Annotated in this window: 18 protein-coding genes; 11 read left to right on the top strand and 7 right to left on the bottom strand. The window is 64.9% G+C overall.

What is annotated here, in order from left to right:
* Nucleotide 1 precedes the first annotated feature (1 nt).
* Nucleotides 2–2,302: a GumC family protein gene (locus tag X268_RS17270; protein WP_128926054.1), complete on the top strand. Its 2,301-nt coding sequence runs from the start codon at nt 2–4 to the stop codon at nt 2,300–2,302.
* Between the two features lie 149 nt (nt 2,303–2,451).
* Here the strand turns inward: X268_RS17270 and X268_RS17265 are convergent, their stop codons facing one another.
* Complete coding sequence (locus tag X268_RS17265) at nt 2,452–3,633, bottom strand: GNAT family N-acetyltransferase (RefSeq protein ID WP_128926053.1); 1,182 nt, start codon at nt 3,631–3,633, stop codon at nt 2,452–2,454.
* Nucleotides 3,634–3,764: 131 nt separating this feature from the next.
* On the opposite strand from X268_RS17265, the gene X268_RS17260 reads away from it, so the two are divergent.
* The gene (locus X268_RS17260) at nt 3,765–4,808 is read left to right on the top strand and encodes a polysaccharide deacetylase family protein (protein WP_128926052.1); all 1,044 of its coding nucleotides are present in this window, start codon (nt 3,765–3,767) and stop codon (nt 4,806–4,808) included.
* On the opposite strand, the gene X268_RS17255 is transcribed toward X268_RS17260, so the two are convergent.
* Complete coding sequence (locus X268_RS17255) at nt 4,792–5,013, bottom strand: DUF2842 domain-containing protein (RefSeq protein ID WP_018320088.1); 222 nt, start codon at nt 5,011–5,013, stop codon at nt 4,792–4,794. The genes X268_RS17260 and X268_RS17255 overlap by 17 nt on opposite strands.
* Before the next feature lie 109 nt (nt 5,014–5,122).
* Between X268_RS17255 and X268_RS17250 the strand changes: the two genes are divergently transcribed.
* Entirely contained in the window at nt 5,123–6,205 is a 1,083-nt protein-coding gene (locus X268_RS17250) for a COX15/CtaA family protein (RefSeq protein ID WP_128926051.1), read from the top strand.
* A 19-nt stretch (nt 6,206–6,224) separates the two neighbouring features.
* Here X268_RS17250 and X268_RS17245 read toward each other — a convergent pair whose 3' ends face one another.
* The 4 genes from X268_RS17245 to X268_RS17230 form a co-directional block, all read right to left on the bottom strand.
* On the bottom strand, nt 6,225–6,569 hold the full coding sequence (locus X268_RS17245) for a hypothetical protein (protein ID WP_128926050.1): 345 nt from the start codon (nt 6,567–6,569) through the stop codon (nt 6,225–6,227).
* A 192-nt stretch (nt 6,570–6,761) separates the two neighbouring features.
* The gene (locus X268_RS17240) at nt 6,762–8,042 is read right to left on the bottom strand and encodes an O-acetylhomoserine aminocarboxypropyltransferase (protein WP_128926049.1); all 1,281 of its coding nucleotides are present in this window, start codon (nt 8,040–8,042) and stop codon (nt 6,762–6,764) included.
* A 139-nt stretch (nt 8,043–8,181) separates the two neighbouring features.
* Nucleotides 8,182–8,766, bottom strand: coding sequence for a CoA-binding protein (locus tag X268_RS17235; RefSeq protein WP_128929298.1), 585 nt, complete (start codon nt 8,764–8,766; stop codon nt 8,182–8,184).
* A 108-nt stretch (nt 8,767–8,874) separates the two neighbouring features.
* Entirely contained in the window at nt 8,875–9,699 is an 825-nt protein-coding gene (locus tag X268_RS17230; RefSeq protein ID WP_128926048.1) for an enoyl-CoA hydratase, read from the bottom strand.
* An 84-nt stretch (nt 9,700–9,783) separates the two neighbouring features.
* Here X268_RS17230 and X268_RS17225 point away from each other — a divergent pair, with 84 nt between their 5' ends.
* From X268_RS17225 to X268_RS17200, 6 genes are all read left to right on the top strand, one after another.
* On the top strand, nt 9,784–10,212 hold the full coding sequence (locus X268_RS17225; protein ID WP_128926047.1) for a PaaI family thioesterase: 429 nt from the start codon (nt 9,784–9,786) through the stop codon (nt 10,210–10,212).
* 158 nt (nt 10,213–10,370) lie between these two features.
* Nucleotides 10,371–10,835: a 50S ribosomal protein L13 gene (gene rplM, locus X268_RS17220; protein WP_011087726.1), complete on the top strand. Its 465-nt coding sequence runs from the start codon at nt 10,371–10,373 to the stop codon at nt 10,833–10,835.
* 1 nt (nt 10,836) lies between these two features.
* Nucleotides 10,837–11,316 (top strand): 30S ribosomal protein S9, encoded by a 480-nt coding sequence (gene rpsI / locus X268_RS17215; RefSeq protein WP_028178828.1) that lies wholly within the window; start codon nt 10,837–10,839, stop codon nt 11,314–11,316.
* A 229-nt stretch (nt 11,317–11,545) separates the two neighbouring features.
* Nucleotides 11,546–12,766 (top strand): GGDEF domain-containing protein, encoded by a 1,221-nt coding sequence (locus tag X268_RS17210; RefSeq protein ID WP_128926046.1) that lies wholly within the window; start codon nt 11,546–11,548, stop codon nt 12,764–12,766.
* 59 nt (nt 12,767–12,825) lie between these two features.
* Nucleotides 12,826–13,065 carry a hypothetical protein gene (locus tag X268_RS17205; protein ID WP_128926045.1) on the top strand — a complete coding sequence of 80 codons (240 nt, stop codon included), beginning with the start codon at nt 12,826–12,828 and terminating at the stop codon, nt 13,063–13,065.
* A 101-nt stretch (nt 13,066–13,166) separates the two neighbouring features.
* Nucleotides 13,167–13,463, top strand: a complete 297-nt coding sequence (locus X268_RS17200) for an antibiotic biosynthesis monooxygenase family protein (RefSeq protein ID WP_128926044.1) — start codon at nt 13,167–13,169, stop codon at nt 13,461–13,463.
* A 16-nt stretch (nt 13,464–13,479) separates the two neighbouring features.
* On the opposite strand, the gene X268_RS17195 is transcribed toward X268_RS17200, so the two are convergent.
* Nucleotides 13,480–14,619, bottom strand: coding sequence for an AI-2E family transporter (locus X268_RS17195; RefSeq protein ID WP_164937778.1), 1,140 nt, complete (start codon nt 14,617–14,619; stop codon nt 13,480–13,482).
* A 390-nt stretch (nt 14,620–15,009) separates the two neighbouring features.
* Here X268_RS17195 and X268_RS17190 point away from each other — a divergent pair, with 390 nt between their 5' ends.
* Nucleotides 15,010–15,783: a gamma-glutamyl-gamma-aminobutyrate hydrolase family protein gene (locus tag X268_RS17190; RefSeq protein WP_164937777.1), complete on the top strand. Its 774-nt coding sequence runs from the start codon at nt 15,010–15,012 to the stop codon at nt 15,781–15,783.
* A 306-nt stretch (nt 15,784–16,089) separates the two neighbouring features.
* Nucleotides 16,090–16,326 (top strand): hypothetical protein, encoded by a 237-nt coding sequence (locus tag X268_RS17185; protein WP_128926041.1) that lies wholly within the window; start codon nt 16,090–16,092, stop codon nt 16,324–16,326.
* Nucleotides 16,327–16,522: the final 196 nt, after the last annotated feature.

The raw sequence follows: 16,522 nt of genomic DNA, 5'->3' as shown, positions 1-16,522 counted from the left end.
GATGCGTTTAGCGTTCTGGCGTGCCGGCAAGGACAAGGCGGTGGTTGCGAGGGCCGTTGCGAAGTCCAGGGCCGAAGCTACACCCAAGGCTCAGGTCAACCCTGACGTCAACGCTGAGGTCGAGCCCAAGATTGACGTCAGGCCTGCGCCAATCGTCACCAAGCACACGCAAGTCGAGTTCGGCGATATCGATCTGCACGCGCTCGGTGCGGCCTTGGCGCGCAAGCGCGGCTGGATCATCGTGCCGACGGTGTTGGCGCTCGTCGGATCGATCGCCGCCGTCAATCTCGTGACGCCGCGTTACAAGTCCGAATCGCGCATCCTGATCGACGGCCGCGAGAACGTGTTCCTGCGCCCGAGCAGCGACCGTACCGAGGAACGGCAGGCGCTCGACGCCGAAGCCGTTACCAGCCAGGTGCAGCTCGTGCTGTCGCGCGATCTCGCGCGTGAGATCATCAAGAAGAACAAGCTTGCGGAGCGTCCTGAATTCGATCCGGTGCTGCACGGCATCTCGCCGCTGAAGTCGCTGGCCGCGCTGATCGGTATCGGGCGCGACCCGTTCTCGATGACGCCGGAAGAGCGCGTGCTCGATGCCTATTACGAGCGCCTCCAGGCCTATGCCGTCGACAAGTCGCGCGTGATCGTGGTCGAATTCCAGTCCGCCGATCCCGAGCTTGCCGCCCGTGTCGCCAATTCGATCGCTGACGGCTATCTGGTGCTCCAGCAGGCCGCCCGCCAGGAGCAGGCCAAGAACGCCAGCCAGTGGCTCGCCGGCGAGATCGAGAGCCTGCGCAAGAAGGTGTCGGACGCCGAGGCGAGGGTGGAGGACTTCCGGTCCAAGTCTAGCCTGTTCGTCGGCACCAACAACACCACGCTGTCGAACCAGCAGATGGGCGAGGTCAACACGCAGCTCAACAATGCGCGCTCGATGAAGGCGGATGCGGAATCCAAGGCGCGGCTGATCAAGGAGATGCTCCAGAGCGGCAAGCCGATCGAGGCGTCCGAGGTCGTGAACTCCGAATTGATGCGCCGGTTGTCGGAGCAAAGGGTGACGCTGCGTGCGCAGCTGGCCGAACAGTCATCCACGCTGCTCGGCAATCATCCGCGGATCAAGGAGCTGAAGGCGCAGCTTGGCGACCTCGACAATCAAATCCGCGACGAAGCGGCCAAGATCTCGCGCTCGCTTGAGAGCGATGCAAGGATCGCCAGTGGCCGGGTCGACGGCCTGACCGTGAGCCTCGAGCAGCTCAAGAAGCAGGCGGCCTCGACCAACGGTCAGGACGTCCAGCTCCGCGCGCTGGAACGCGAGGCCAAGGCGCAGCGCGATCTGCTCGAGACTTATCTGGCCAAATACCGCGAGGCCAACACCCGCGAAACCATCGACACGGCGCCGACCGACGGCCGCATCATCTCCCGCGCCATCGTCTCGAACACGCCGGCCTATCCCAAGAAGCTGCCGATCGTGCTGATCGCGACGATCGCGACGCTGCTGCTTGCCTCCGGCGTCGTCGTTACCGGCGAGCTGCTGCGCCAGACCGCGCCGCGGGTGGCGGCGGCGGTGCTCCCGGCGCAGGCGCCGGTGCGCCAGACGGCGCGGGTCGAGCCGGCCGTCGAGCCTATCGCCGAGCCCGACATCGATCCCGCTTTGGCGGAGCCCGCGCCGCTCCAGCCGGAGATGACGACCGAAGCGGACGTCACCGAATTCACCGAGATCGAACGCCTGGCCGACAAGCTGCGCGCCGCCGGCGCTGCGGCGAAGAAGGTCACCGTGCTCGGCACCGCCTCGGGCGAGGCCATCACGCTGTCGACGTTGACGCTCGCACGGCATCTGGCGCGCGAGGCGCGCGTCGTCGTGGTCGATCTCGCAGCGTCCTCGCCGACGATTGCCGCGGTGTCCGTCGATGCGTCAGCGCCCGGCCTTGCCGAGCTGATGCAGGGTGAGGCCTCGTTCGCGCAAATCATCACCCGGGACAAGCTGTCACGGCTGCATCTGGTCATGGCCGGCCGTCCCGGCTTCGACCGCAGCCTGCTGCAATCGCCGCGGATGACGCTCGCCATCGACGCGCTGCTGCGCGCCTATGATCACGTCCTGATCGACGCCGGCAGCGCCTCGGATCTCCCGGCCGAGCTGTTGACGGCACATGCCCGCGCCGTCGTGGTGCCCGATGCCTCGATGGCACCGGATGCGCGCACGCTGATGTGTGAGCAACTGAAGGCGGTCGGCTTCAGCGAGGTGACGATGCTGAACAAGCCCGTGCAGCCGTCAAACGCGGTGGAGACACCGCGCGTCGTGGCGGCTTAGGCTTTTCTTTCTCTCTCCGCACATTCGGAATCGTAGGGTGGGCAAAGGCGCGCTTTGCGCCGTGCCCACCACCCGTCGAATACAGTCACGGAAGACGTGGGCACGCTTCGCTTTGCCCCCCCTACCACATCAGCGTATGCGGAGAGGTTTTACCCGAACGCCTGCCGCAGCCGTCGGGCCAAATCGAACAGCATCTGGTTCTGCTTCACCAGCCGCTTGCCGTGGCTGAGCGATGACATGGCCATGGCTGCGAGCTTGCCGCGCGAGGTCAGCGGAACGAAGCTGTCGAAGATCTCCTCGTCGTCCTTGCAGAACATCCGCTTGTAATCGTCCGAGCCGATGCCGAGATCGAGAGAGCGGTAGCCGCGCTCGCCGTAGCGGTCGATGATATAGCGCATCAGGATCAGGCCGGGGCTGTAGCGGGCGTGCTCCGACATCGTGTAGGTGTTGAACATCATCGAGAAGCGCTCGCCATCGGCGACCCCGGCGAAGATCGCGATCACCTCATTGTCGCATTCGAGTGCGTGGATGTCGATGACGCGGCCTTCACCGCGCGGCGCAAGGCAGGCGCTGCGGACGAACTGTTCGACGCCGGGTTCGGCGAAGACGTTCGGGAGCTTTTGTTCGGCCATCCGGGCCGGCTTGACGCGGAAGAACCAGTCGAGCAGGCGAATGATGTCGGCATCGGTGGTGGCGAGGTGATAGCGATAGCCGGAGAGGGACTGGAGCTTCTTCTCCTTGCTCTTGAGGCGACGGCGAAGGGAATTGCTGATCCGTGATGCGGGCGGCCCGCCCGGCTGCATCACCAGTTGCGGACAGCCGTTGATCGCGCTCTGTCGCGGCAATAGCGCAAACGGGTTCTGCTGGTCGTGCCAGCGCAGCGGCTGCTGCGTCAGCGCCAGCACATCGACATGCTCGCGCAACGGCGCCAGCAGCGTCTCGAGATCGGCGACGGCGGTCTGCGCGGCGCACGCTGGGTTCCACATGCCCATGTTGAAGGTTGTATGCTTGCCGCCCATGAAGCAGGCCGTGCGCACGCCGTGGCTTTGCCGCAGCGAGAGCGGCAGCAGCAGCAGCGGCTTGTGATCGGCGTCGCGGCCGATCACGACGAAGGGGCGCGCGCCCTCGCGCTCGCCGACCAGCCGCTGCCAGGGACTGAGCAGATCAAAGCGCTGATAAGGCGTGAAGAGATGTCCGGGCTCCTCGAAGGCGCGCCAGACCGGCTCGGCGGCGCCGAGATCGCTGACGATATCGAGGTGCGCGATACAGCTCGCTTTCGACCGCGCTGGCGCTTCTGCCGTCCGGCTTTGCATCGCCGCAGCCATGGTCATCCGCGAAACCTGTCGAGAAATCAGAAAGTGACGTCAATCGGCCTGTGGCCGACCTTTGCAAAGAATTGTCAACAAAGGGTAAGGACAATGGGAGCGGGAACGGGCGCCTCGCGGGCGCGAAGGATGGGATCTTGGCATCCGACGTGAGATGGCTGGAACGGCTGCGGCTTGAGCTGGCCTGGTTCACCGGCCGGGCCGCCCTGCGCGGTCGCGGTGCCGGCGCCATCCTGCGCTTTCAACGGGTGCGTCCGCGACGGCGCGGCGGGTTTCAGCCGCTGCGCGCGAACGAGGTCACGCCGCAGTTTCTCGACCGCGCCATTCGCGCGCTGAAGCGCTGGCAGTACGATTTCCTCGGCATGGATGAGGTCTGCCGGCGCGCGGTGACGCTGCCGGAGCCGCGGCGCTTCGTGGCGCTCACCTTCGACGGGGCGGCCAAGGATGTCATCGACTTTGCCTACCCGGTGCTGGTGCACCACGCAGTGCCTTTCACGATCTACGTGCCCACCGCGTTTCCCGATAGCGCCGGACAGGCCTGGTGGCTCGGGCTCGAACAGGTGATCGCACGCCAGAGCCGGATCAGCCTGATGATGGGCGAGAAGGAGCAGCGCTTCGTCGTCACCGATCCTGCCGAGAAGCAGGCGCTGTTTTCGTATCTGGAAAGCTGGCTGCGCTCGTTGTCGCCGGCGGACTTGTCGGCGGCCATCGCCGATCTCTGCACACGCTACCGCATTGATCTTGCCACGCTCTCGCGCGAGGCGTCGATGGATTGGGAGGATCTGGCGAAGCTCGCCGCCGATCCGCTCGTCACGATCGGCAGCGCGACCGTGAATTATCCCGTTCTCGCCAACATGAAGGATGCGGCGGCGCTGCGCGAGATGACGATGGGCAAGGCCGTCGCGGAAGCCGCCTTCGGCCGCGATGTCCGGCATTTCGCCTTTCCGTTCGGCGATCGCACCTCCTTCCGGCGCAGCCACGTCTTGATGGCGGCGGAGGCCGGCTTTGCCAGCGCGGTGTCGACGATCCCGGGCATCGTGGATGCGGAGGGACGGACCAATTTGCGCGCGCTGCCCCGGATTTCCTGGGACGGCCGCGTGCGCTCGTTGCGCATGCTGCGTGTGCTGGTATCGGGCGTTGCCTTTGCGCCGGTGAAACCGACCGCTACGAGCCAGACTTGACGCGGTCCGGCCGCTGCATCCAGCTCACGATCGGCATTGCCGGCAGCACCCAGCCCATGCCGACCACGACGTAATAGATCGCCTGCCGCCAGCCGGACTCGGCGATCCAGGGCATCTGCGCCGCCGCCATGCCGAGCAGGGCCCAGACCGTGGCCAGCACCAGGAGCAGGATGGCGCCGAGGAACTTGCGGGTGCGGATCGTCATGGCGGAATATCGTGGCTTTCGCGTAACTTGCGCTGCGGGAGCGGGGGACTATAAGGGGCACGCAGTCCGGTTCAAGTCTCTTCGGCACAGGCTTGGTTTTGTCCCTGAAATGACAATGATTTCCACTCCGTCCGAGCCGCATCGCGCGGTGCGCTGGTGGCTGATCTCCGTGGCCGCGCTGATCGCGCTGATGGTGCTGGTCGGCGGCGCGACGCGGCTGACGGAATCGGGGCTCTCCATCGTCGAATGGAAGCCGGTCACGGGCAGCGTGCCGCCGCTGTCGGAGGCGCAGTGGACCGAGGCGTTCGAGGCCTACAAAAAGATCCCGCAATACCGCGAGCTCAATGCGGGCATGAGCCTGTCCGAGTTCAAGGAGATCTTCTGGTGGGAATGGAGCCACCGGCTGCTCGGCCGCTTCATCGGCGTCGCCTATCTGCTGCCGTTCCTGTTCTTCCTGTGGCGCGGCGGCCTCTCCGGCGAATTGAAGCGGCGGCTGTGGCTGCTGTTCGCGCTTGGCGGCCTCCAGGGCGCGGTCGGCTGGTGGATGGTCGCCTCGGGCCTTAGCGAACGGGTCGAGGTGTCGCAGTATCGGCTGGCGACGCATCTGCTGCTCGCGCTTCTGATCTTCGCCGGTATCGTCTGGACGGTGCGGCGGCTGACGAAGCGGCCGCAGATTGCAGCACCGGCGCGGCTGCGGTTCACGAGCGCGCTGCTGCTCGTCGTGACATTGGTGCAGATCTATTTCGGCGCGCTCGTTGCGGGTTTGCGCGCGGGCCGCGCCTACAACACCTGGCCGCAGATTGACGGTGCGTTCATTCCCTCGGCCGAGCGGCTGTGGTTCGAGACGCCGTGGTGGCGCAACATGTTCGACAACGTCCTGACAGTGCAGTTCGAGCACCGCATGACCGCCTATGCGCTGTTCGCGCTGGCGCTGCTGCATTCATTCGATGCGGTACGCTCGCGCGCAGGCTCGGCGGCGGGCGGGGCGCTGTGGCTGTTCGCCGCGATCAGCCTGCAGGCGGTGCTCGGCATCCTCACACTGCTCAACCAGGTGCCGATCGATCTCGCGCTCGCTCACCAGGCGGTTGCGATCGTGGTGCTCACGCTCGCGGTGATGCAGATGGAACGGCTGGCTTCGCGCCACCAGACGCACGCGCAGACACGCGCGGTTCCGGTCGGTCAGCCCGGCTGATCACGATCGGCCCGGCTGATCAGCAATAGCCGTAAACGCCGCATGCATAGGGCAGGCGCCAGAAATAGTTGACCTGCGGTCCGCCGTAATACGCGCCCTGATAATCGTAGCTCCAGGGCCGGCCATAATAGCCCGGTAGCGCGTGTGAGCCCGGAAGCAGCGGGGTACCCGGCAGGTTGCTGATGTAGCTGCCGATGCCGTAGGCCGGCGAGATCAGCGCGTCCGGATCGGTTTCGACGTAGACTTTCGGCGGCTCCTGTTGAGGACCTGCGGTCCGCCGTTTCGGCGTGGCCGGCAGGTCTGCGGCGAGCGCGCTTGAAGCCGTCAGCGTCACGGCCAGGGCAGGCATCATCCAGCGCAGCATCGTCGGCTCCGAATCAAAGGGGCGATCCAAAAGACGATCTATGCGGCAGATATGGTTAACGATCGTTAACTGGCGGTGGGCCGCCGACGTCATTCCGGGGCGGTGCAAAAGCACCAAACCCGGAATCTAGAGGTGACTAGCGACATCGAGGTTCCGGGTTCGCGCTGTCGCGCGCCCCGGAACGACGGGAGCCTACGCCCCCAGTGCCTGTTCCAGATCCGCGATCAGGTCTTCCTTGTCCTCGATGCCGACCGAGAGACGCACCACGTCGGGGCCAGCGCCGGACTTGATCTTGGCGGCGTCGTCGAGCTGGCTGTGCGTGGTCGAGGCCGGGTGGATGACGAGCGAGCGGGTGTCGCCGACATTGGCGAGGTGCGAGAACAGCTGCAGCTTCGAGACGAGGTTCACGCCGGCGTCATAGCCGCCCTTCAGGCTGAAGGTGAACACGGCGCCCGCGCCCTTCGGCGCGTATTTGCGGGCGAGCTGGTTGTACTTGTCGTTTGCAAGGCCCGCATAGCTGACCGAGGCCACCGCCGGATGGCCGGCGAGGAATTCGGCAACAGCCTTGGCGTTGTCGCAGTGCTTCTGCATGCGCAGCGGCAAGGTCTCGATGCCGGTCAGGATCATGAAGGCGTTGAAGGGCGACAGCGCGGGGCCGAGGTCGCGCAGGCCGAGCACGCGGCAGGCGATCGCGAAGGCGAAATTGCCAAAGGTCTCCTGCAGGCGGATGCCGTGATATTCGGGGCGCGGCTCCGAGAGCATCGGATATTTGCCGCCGGTGGACCAGTCGAAGGTGCCGGCATCGACGATGATGCCGCCGAGCGAATTGCCGTGACCGCCGAGGAACTTCGTCAGCGAGTGCACGACGATGTCGGCGCCGTGATCGATCGGACGAATGAGGTAGGGGGAGGCCAGCGTGTTGTCGACGATCAGCGGCACGCCTGCCTTGCGCGCCACCGTCGAGATCGCCTCGATGTCGGTGATGCTGCCGGCGGGATTGGCGATCGACTCGATGAAGATCGCCTTGGTGCGCGGCGTCACCGCGCGCTCGAAGCTCGCGATGTCATCGGGATCGGCCCACACCACGTTCCAGCCAAAGCTCTTGAAGGCGTGCGTGAATTGGTTGATCGAGCCGCCATAGAGTTTTCGCGCGGCGATGAATTCGTCGCCGGGCTGGAGCAGCTGCTGCAACACCACGACCTGCGCGGCATGGCCCGAGGCGACTGCGAGCGCGGCGGTGCCGCCTTCGAGCGCGGCAACGCGCTCTTCAAGCACCGCGTTGGTCGGGTTGCCGATGCGGGTATAGATGTTGCCGAACGCCTGCAGGCCGAACAGCGAGGCGGCGTGGTCGGCGTCGTTGAAGACGAAAGAGGTCGTTTGATAAATCGGAGTCGCGCGCGCGCCGGTGGTGGGGTCGGGCTGTGCACCGGCATGCACGGCGAGGGTTGAAAATCCCGGAAGGCGATCGCTCATTGAGGGCGTCCTGTTCTTGTGGCCTGAAAATCGCGCGGCATGCTGATCGGCGTCGCGTTCCGCGTCAAGGCGCCGCTTCACATCGGAATGATCTTGCTACGCATTGTCGCGTTCGCGAAATGAATCCTTCGCGATTGCGTCAGCCTTGCTCGGTCTTGTTTTTCGCAGCGCGATCCGACGCTGCAGTGTTGCCGCCGCCGACACTCATCCGATTGAGCGATAGCCGCATGCCCTGGGTCGGTGCCGGCGCGCGCTTGGAACTCAGCGTGCGCGAATTGACGCCCATCCAGGAGATCTCTGACGACAGGCGGCCATATTCGATCTTGGGGCAGCGGTTCATCACCACCTTGATACCGACCGCTTCCGCCTTCGCTGCCGCGGCGTCATCGCGCGCGCCGAGCTGCATCCAGATCACCTTCGGCAGCGGGTCGAGCGTGAGCGCTTCTTCGACGACGGCCATGATGTGGCTGGAATTGCGGAAGATGTCGATCATGTCCACGGGGCGGCCGATGTCGGCGAGGGAGGCGACGAAAGGCTTGCCGAGCAGCTCTTTGCCGACATGGCCGGGATTGACCGGGATCATGTCATAGCCGCGCTGCGCCAGATATTTGAACGCGAAATAGCTCGGACGCACGTTGACGGGCGAGGCCCCGACCATCGCGATCGACTTCACGCCGTTGAGAATGCTGCGGATGTAATTGTCGGGATAGGCGTCGTGGTTCATGTGATCCTTCATTCGTCATTCCGGGCGGCTCGAAGAGCCGACCCGGAATCTCGAGATTCCGGGTTCGATGCTTCGCATCGCCCCGGAATGACGGCGTAAGAAATACAGTTATTCATCCCGCCAGGTCGGCGTGCGCCTCTCGATGAATGCACCGATGCCTTCCTCGGCGTCGCGCGCCATCATGTTCTCGGTCATCACCTCTGCCGCATAGCGATAGGCGTCGGCAAGGCTCATCTCGGCCTGGCGGTAGAATGCTTCCTTGCCGAGCTTGATGGTGTAGGCGGATTTCAGCGCGACCTGCTGCGCGAGCTCGATCGCGGCGCTGAGCTCGAAGCCGGCGGGCACCACGCGGTTGATGAGGCCGATTTCCCGGGCGCGCTCAGCGGGAATGGGCTCGCCCGTCAGCAGCATCTCCATTGCCTGCTTGCGCGGCACGTTGCGAGACAGCGCCACCATCGGTGTCGAGCAGAACAGGCCGATGTCGACGCCGGGTGTGGCGAACTTCGCGTCCTGCGAGGCGATCGCAAGATCGCAGCTGGCGACGAGCTGGCAGCCGGCCGCGGTCGCGATGCCCTGGACGGACGCCACCACGGGCTTCGGCAGGTGGACGATCGCCTGCATCATCGCGCTGCAGGCGGTCATCATCTCGGCGAAGAAGGCGCGGCCGTGGTCTGGATCAGTGCGGCGCGCGGTGAGTTCCTTCATGTCGTGGCCGGCGGAGAAGGCTGGACCGTTGGCGGCGATCACGACGCCGCGGACGGCCTTGTCGTCGCGGATCTCGTTAAGCTCGGCATGCAGGCTGGCGATCATCGCCGCCGACAGACTGTTGCGCGCAGCGGGCCGGTTCAGCGTTAGGACCGCGATGGAGCCTACGGACTCGCGCAGCAGGATCGGCGGTTGCGGGGAGGGGGCGCGGGCGGCCTGGCCGGACATCGAAGCGTTTCCGTTGGATTATTGCATTTGAATGACGCAGATAACTTAATGTAACAGGGCAGGCGAAGCGAGGGTGGGAACAGCATGGCGTCAGCGAAAATGAGCGTGGCAGAGGTCGAGCAGTTCCTCCGTCACGAGTTTCCCCAAGCCTTCAGCGGCGACGACATCACGATTGAGAGTGCCGACGGCCAGACTTGCCTTTTGCGGCAGCGCTACAGCGAAAAGATGCTGCGGCCGGGCGGTACCGTGTCCGGACCAACCTTGATGGCGCTGGCCGATTTCGCGATGTACGTGGTGCTGCTGTCCGCGATCGGGCCGGTCGGGCTCGCGGTGACCACCAATCTCAACATCAACTTCCTGCGCAAGGGCGGGTCCGGGCAGGACGTGCTGGCCGAGGCGCGACTGCTCAAGCTCGGCAAGCGGCTGGCGGTCGGCGAGGTGAAGCTGCTGTCGGGCCCCTCGCCCGATCCGATCGCCCATGTCACCTCGACCTATTCCATTCCAAATGTTTGAGGTTTTTGCAGGTAATATCGCACCATATTTTTAAGCGATTGATATTTCTATTATAATTCTTGCCGTCGGGCATTGACCGTCGCGCGTCTGTTCTCTAGAAACCCGCGCAGTCCGGTGCGGTGTTCGCGCCGATATCTCCCGTCCACGGAAACTCCGACATGAAAACCTTTTCGGCAAAGCCGGCTGAGGTGACGAAGAAGTGGGTGCTGATCGACGCCAAGGGTCTGGTCGTCGGCCGCCTCGCCACCATTGTCGCCATGCGCCTGCGCGGCAAGCACCTCCCGACCTACACTCCGCACGTCGATTGCGGCGACAACGTCATCATCATCAATGCGCAGCATGCGGTCCTCACCGGCCGCAAGCGCGAGCAGAAGACCTATTACAAGCACACCGGCTATGTCGGCCACGTCAAGGAGCGCACCGCGCGCCAGATCCTCGAGGGCAAGCATCCCGAGCGCGTGCTCGAGAAGGCCGTCGAGCGCATGATCCCGCGTGGTCCGCTCGGTCGCGTGCAGATGGGCAACCTCCGTGTCTACGGCGGAGCCGATCATCCGCACGAGGCGCAGCAGCCCGAGAAGATCGACATCGCCAAGTTGAACCGCAAGAACACGAGGGCCGCATAACATGGCCGAATCCATCCAGTCGCTCGACCAGCTCTCGCAGCTCAAGACGGCGGCGGCGCCCGAGGCGCCCAAGCACGAGAAGAAGGTCGACAAGTTCAACCGCGCCTATGCCACCGGCAAGCGCAAGGACGCGGTCGCCCGCGTGTGGATCAAGCCGGGCGCCGGCAAGGTCACCGTCAACTCGCGCGAGGTTGAGGTCTATTTCGCCCGTCCCGTGCTGCGCATGATGATCGAGCAGCCGTTCTCCGTGGCCCAGCGTTCGGGCCAGTACGACGTGATCTGCACGGTTGCCGGCGGCGGTCTGTCCGGCCAGGCCGGCGCGGTCCGTCACGGCATCTCCAAGGCGCTCACCTATTTCGAGCCGGAGCTGCGCGGCGTGCTCAAGAAGGGCGGCTTCCTGACCCGCGACTCGCGCGTGGTCGAGCGCAAGAAGTACGGCAAGGCCAAGGCCCGCCGGTCCTTCCAGTTCTCGAAGCGTTAATCGCTTTTGTCACATTCGCCGCGAAAGCGGCTTCAATGAGATGCAAAAGGGCGCTGATTTCAGCGCCCTTTTTGTTGTTCGTTTGTACGCAAATTGATGGCGTGTTTCCGGAAAACTTGGGCTCGCGCGAAAACCTGAATGGAACCCGCCCGCCCTAGCGTCGCCTTCGGAAGGGCGCGCAAATCGGATGTACCGATCGCGTAACTGCTATGATCTAGAGGGGGCCGACATGATGTCGCTCGATAGCATCACGCTCTATTTGGTCGCCACGATGGTTGCCGCACTGCTCGGCGCCATGATGGTGTTTTTCGGCAGGCAGGAGAACAGTCCTGCACTGAAATGGTGGGGCACCGCCTACCTGCTCGGTGCAGCCTCCGTCGCGCTGTGGACCGCGGCCGGCGACAGGCTGGGCCCGCATCTCTACCTCGCGCTGAACGCAGTCGGCTTCGTCGCCTGCGGCATGGTGTGGAACGCTGCGCGCGTCTTCCATGGCCGCAAGCCGAACTGGCCGGGGCTCTTGCTCGGCGCGCTGGCCTGGGTCGCCGCCGTCACGCTGTTCGCCCCCGAGGCATCCATGCTGCGGATGATCATCGGCGCCGGCATCGTCTCGGTCTATGCGGCGCTGACCGCCAGCGAGCTCTGGACTGAGCGGCGCAAGAGCGTGCAGCGACGCTGGCCGGCCTTCGTGATGCCAGTGATGCACGGCTGCGTGTTGATGCTGCCGATCGTGATCGGCAGCTTCCTGCGTCCGCACGATGCCGGCTTTTCGTCGAGCATCTGGGTCACGGTGTTCGCGGTCGAGCTGATCCTCTACGCCGTCGGCACCGTATTCGTGATCTTCATGCTGGTGTCCGAGCGCACCGTCACTGCGCACCGGACCGCCGCCTCGACCGATCCCCTGACCGGCATGCTCAACCGGCGCGGCTTCTCGGAAGCCTGCGGCCGCGTGATCGAGCGCGAGGCCAAGGCCGGACGTCCTGTGACCGTGATGATCTTCGACATCGATCATTTCAAGTCGATCAACGATCGCTTCGGCCATCCCGCCGGCGACGAGATGCTGAGACTGTTCTCCACCGTTGTCGTCAGCAATTTGCGCATCACAGACCTGTCGGGCCGCATCGGCGGGGAGGAATTCGCAGCGCTCCTGCCATGTTCGCTGGAGGAGGGCGTGCTGGTCGCCGAGCGCGTGCGCGAAGCGTTCGAGACCTCCGGCGTCGTGGTCGATGAGGGGCCGGTCGACACGACGGTCAGCATCGGCGTTGCCGGCGGCCCCGCCGGCACCGAGCTCGAGGTGCTGCTGGCGTCGGCCGACACTGCGCTCTACCAGGCCAAGCGCGGCGGCCGTAACCGCGTCGAGGCGGCGGAAGAGCTGCCGCTGTCGCTGGAGAACTGGCGCCGCCAGAGCGCTGCGCGGGTCGGTGCGCCGCAGGCGCGGCCGGCCACCGCTTAAGACACCAGGTGGCACTGCGATAAGCTTCTGTTTACCATTCGATCCCTACCATTGCGGTCATGGAATCGATCCGTCGACAGAATCCGCAAGTCACCCTGATGTCGCTCGAAGCCGCTGCAGCCTCGGCACGCAGCGGTTTCGCCTGTCTGTTCTCCACCGCGGATGAATATGAGAGCGCGCTGATCGGCGAGCGCCGCGCGCAGGGGCGCTACACGCAAAGTCGCCGCAGCTACTGTCCCGTCGGACTGTTCGTCGGTTGCGCCCTCGTCGTGGCAGGCACGGTCCTGCTGCTGGTCTGAGAGATCTGCATTTTTCGGCCGACCAGGGCGCCGTTTCGGCGCCTTTTTCTTTTTCGCCGGCTGCGGTAGAGACGCTGATCGAACAAAAAGGGTGGGAACCGATGATCACAGAGATCGCGCAAATCGACGTCAAGCCGGGCACTGAGAAGGATTTCGAAGCCGCCGTCGCCAAGGCCAAGGCCACGTTCGGCCGCGCCAAGGGGTTTCACGGCTTCGAATTGCACAAGTCGATCGAGAAGCCGCAGCGCTACCGGCTGATGGTGAAATGGGCGACGCTGGAGAGCCACACCGTCGATTTCCGCGGCTCGGAGAATTTCACCGAATGGCGCGGTCTCGTCGGCCAGTATTTTGCCGCGGCCCCCGAGGTCGAGCACACCGAAACTGTGCTGACGACCTGAGCTGGGTCAGGCCGTCTCACGCCGCCTCCACCAGAGACGTCGCCTGGTAGGTCTTGAAATGGTCGATCATGACCTTGGCGATGGCGACCAGCGGTAGCGCTAGCGCGAGGCCCCAGATGCCGAACACGACGCCGAGCAGGATCTGGAACGCGAACAGCGTGGCCGGCGGAATATCGAGCGCCTGCCGCTGCAGGATCGGCGTCAGCACGTAGCTCTCCATCGCGTGCACGCCCATGAAGAGCAGAAAGGCCGAGAGCGCCGGGATCCAGCCCGACGCAAGGCTCGCCAGCACCACGATGACGCCGGCGATGATGGCCCCGACGGTCGGGATGAAGGCGAGCAGGCCGGCCTGGATCCCCAGGATGAACGAGCCGGGGATGCCGATGAGGGCGAGCCCGATCCAGGTCACCGCGCCGACGGCGAGCATGACGATGATCTGCGCGATCAGCCAGCGCTCCAGGGTCTCGGCGATGCGATCGATGACGAGGGTGACGCGGGTGCGGTGCCTCGCCGGCGCCAGGAACAACAGGCCGTCGTGATAGACGGCGGGCTGGGCGGCGAAGGCGAAGCCCAGGAACAGCACGATGAAGATGTTGCCCACGCCGTGGATGGTGCCGAGCAGCAGCTTGAAGGTCTGGCTCACGATCGCGCCGCCGCTGGAGGCCAGCGCGCCTGCGCTGGGCAGGGGACCGCGCGAAGGCGCAGCCGGTGGCGACGTCGGGCCCGACGTCGCATTGCTCGAGGCGTCAGCCGCGCCGTTGCCGAGATCGAAGAAGCTGGTGTCGATGCCGTGGCTGTCGAGGAAGGACCTGACGCTGGCAAGCTGCGACTTCAGGGTCTTGCTCAGCAGCGAAGCCTGCTCGGCAATGGTGGCCCCGCCGAGATAGGCGATGCCGGCGAGCATCAAGGCGAGCGCGACGCAGACGATCGCGAGCCGCACCGCATGCGGCAGCGGCACGTGGCGGCCGAGCGCGCCTGTCAGCGCGTTGAGGCCGAGACCGAGCAGCATGCCGGTGAAGATCAGCAGCAGGGTCGTGGCGAAATACCACGTGAAGGCGAGCAGCGCGGTGAACAGCACGACGCCGATGCCTCCGACCGAGATCGCCCAAGCGAGGTCGCCGCGAGTCCGGGAGCGTTCATCTTTGGACATGGTCACATCGGATCCTTTTCAGCGCAATGCGCGCCGCACTCTCTCGACAAACGCGCTTCCGATCAAGACCGCGTCAACGCGCTGGTTTGACGCCGGCACGCCAACGGTGCAGAGCGATGCGGACCAGAACAATGGAGCGGTTTGAGCTTCATCGGCAAATGGGCCGGTCTGCTCGGGCTCCTGGCCGTGCATCGAGGCGAAGCTGCCCTGGCTGGCTGCGCCGGGCAATCCGGCGGCAACCGCCCTGAAGGCGGCCGGCCTTGCCTGCCGGGGGCGAGGCCCGGGAGGCATTTGCGCGAAAATAGCATTGCCGTCCCGCGATCCCTTCTGTTGAATTTGTTCCATTGGAGGGGCATGTTTGGAGAATCTTCTTCACGGAGAGGCGCGGAACGACAGATGAGAAAGCCGGTCGTCGGCGTGATCGGGAATTCCCATCGCGTCGAAAATCGATTTCAGGTCCAGATGGTGGGCGAGCGCAATTTGCGCGCCGTGGCCGAGGTCGCCGGCGGCTTGCCGGTGATGTTCGCCGGAGCCCCCGACATCACCGATATCGCCGCGCTGCTCGACACCGTGGACGGCATCATCCTCACCGGCGCACGGGCCAACGTGCATCCGACCCGCTTCAACGTCGACCCCTGCGAGAAGCACGAGCCCTACGACATCCACCGCGACGAGGTGGCGCTGGCGCTCTCGGTCGCCTGCATCGCCCGCGGCATTCCGCTGTTCGGCATCTGCCGCGGCCTGCAGGAGATGAACGTCGCCTTCGGCGGCTCGTTGCATCCTGAGATCCGTGAAATCCCGGGTCGTATGAACCACCGCATGCCCCGGCTCGAGAACGGCGAGATCCATCCCGACCCGACCGTGGTGTTCGCCGACCGCCACGACGTCGACCTGACGCCCGGCGGGGCGTTTGCAAGGATTCTCGGCTGCGAGAAGATCCGGGTCAATTCGCTGCACGGCCAGGGCATCCTCGATCCCGGCAAGCGCGTGCTGATCGAGGGCGTCGCCGAGGACGGCACCATCGAGGCGATCCGGATCGCGGAAGCCCCGACCTTTGCGCTCGGCGTGCAATGGCACGCCGAATACGATCCTCAGCACAATCCGATCAACCGCAAGCTGTTCGAGGCCTTCGGCGAAGCGCTGGTCGCGCGGCAGAAGGCGGCGGCGTAGGGCACGCGCGTTGTCCCGGACGCGCTGCAGCGTTCTTGCGCTGCCGCGCCGAGCCGAACCCGGCGTAGCTGCGTGCACAGAGAGGGCTTCAGGCACGCTCTCGCCGCGTCCGTCACAGATCAGAATTCTGAAGCGTGAGTATTTCGTGCCGAGGGCTGGTGTCTTCGACGCCTTGCGAGATGCCCTGATCTTTAGGTGACCAACGCAGCCCGGCACGTATTGCGCTATCCCAATGCCGGGAGACGACTTATCGGGAAAGATTGGTTTGATGGGGTGGCGTTCTGTCCCAAGACGGAGGATGACTTCATGAGCAGACCGGTGAAGACCGAGAGCGAACTCATCGCCATGGCAAGGGCCGAGTTGAAGGTTCACGCCGACTGTCCCGATGGAATGACGATCTCCATCCTCCGCGACGGGAATTCCTGGGAGTTTCGGGCGAGCGCAGATCGGGCCACCTCGGATCGGCCCGGCTACCCCGAATGCGTCGCCATGCTCGTCCAGATCGGTGATCACCTCTGCAAGCAGTACGACGTCGAGGGTTAGGCCCGCCTCGACGCTTCGAGGCGGGAAAGACATGGCGACCTGCAGCGGGGCGAGAGCCGCGACTCTATTCAAACCTTGCTGCAGCCAACTGTCCATTTTCCTGTTGACCCGGAATTGGCGGACGGTAAAGCTGCCCTCGCTTCGCGCGGCGGGTGAGACCTGAACATGTCTTGCCAAAAACCGACAACAAGAACGG

The sequence above is a fragment of the Bradyrhizobium guangxiense genome (assembly GCF_004114915.1).
GTDB classification, from domain to species: Bacteria; Pseudomonadota; Alphaproteobacteria; order Rhizobiales; family Xanthobacteraceae; genus Bradyrhizobium; species Bradyrhizobium guangxiense.
Note: the sequence above shows the minus strand (reverse complement) of the source record. Positions and strands in the feature narration are given on the sequence as shown.

Bases quoted from the DNA above. Each gene is read 5' to 3' on its own strand.
- X268_RS17270 (WP_128926054.1), top strand. From the start codon at position 2: ATGCGTTTAGCGTTCTGGCGTGCCGGCAAGGACAAGGCGGTGGTTGCG.
- X268_RS17265 (WP_128926053.1), bottom strand. From the start codon at position 3,633: ATGACCATGGCTGCGGCGATGCAAAGCCGGACGGCAGAAGCGCCAGCG.
- X268_RS17255 (WP_018320088.1), bottom strand. From the start codon at position 5,013: ATGACGATCCGCACCCGCAAGTTCCTCGGCGCCATCCTGCTCCTGGTG.
- X268_RS17250 (WP_128926051.1), top strand. From the start codon at position 5,123: ATGACAATGATTTCCACTCCGTCCGAGCCGCATCGCGCGGTGCGCTGG.
- X268_RS17245 (WP_128926050.1), bottom strand. From the start codon at position 6,569: ATGCTGCGCTGGATGATGCCTGCCCTGGCCGTGACGCTGACGGCTTCA.
- X268_RS17240 (WP_128926049.1), bottom strand. From the start codon at position 8,042: ATGAGCGATCGCCTTCCGGGATTTTCAACCCTCGCCGTGCATGCCGGT.
- X268_RS17235 (WP_128929298.1), bottom strand. From the start codon at position 8,766: ATGAACCACGACGCCTATCCCGACAATTACATCCGCAGCATTCTCAAC.
- X268_RS17230 (WP_128926048.1), bottom strand. From the start codon at position 9,699: ATGTCCGGCCAGGCCGCCCGCGCCCCCTCCCCGCAACCGCCGATCCTG.
- X268_RS17225 (WP_128926047.1), top strand. From the start codon at position 9,784: ATGGCGTCAGCGAAAATGAGCGTGGCAGAGGTCGAGCAGTTCCTCCGT.
- rplM (WP_011087726.1), top strand. From the start codon at position 10,371: ATGAAAACCTTTTCGGCAAAGCCGGCTGAGGTGACGAAGAAGTGGGTG.
- rpsI (WP_028178828.1), top strand. From the start codon at position 10,837: ATGGCCGAATCCATCCAGTCGCTCGACCAGCTCTCGCAGCTCAAGACG.
- X268_RS17210 (WP_128926046.1), top strand. From the start codon at position 11,546: ATGATGTCGCTCGATAGCATCACGCTCTATTTGGTCGCCACGATGGTT.
- X268_RS17205 (WP_128926045.1), top strand. From the start codon at position 12,826: ATGGAATCGATCCGTCGACAGAATCCGCAAGTCACCCTGATGTCGCTC.
- X268_RS17200 (WP_128926044.1), top strand. From the start codon at position 13,167: ATGATCACAGAGATCGCGCAAATCGACGTCAAGCCGGGCACTGAGAAG.
- X268_RS17190 (WP_164937777.1), top strand. From the start codon at position 15,010: ATGAGAAAGCCGGTCGTCGGCGTGATCGGGAATTCCCATCGCGTCGAA.
- X268_RS17185 (WP_128926041.1), top strand. From the start codon at position 16,090: ATGAGCAGACCGGTGAAGACCGAGAGCGAACTCATCGCCATGGCAAGG.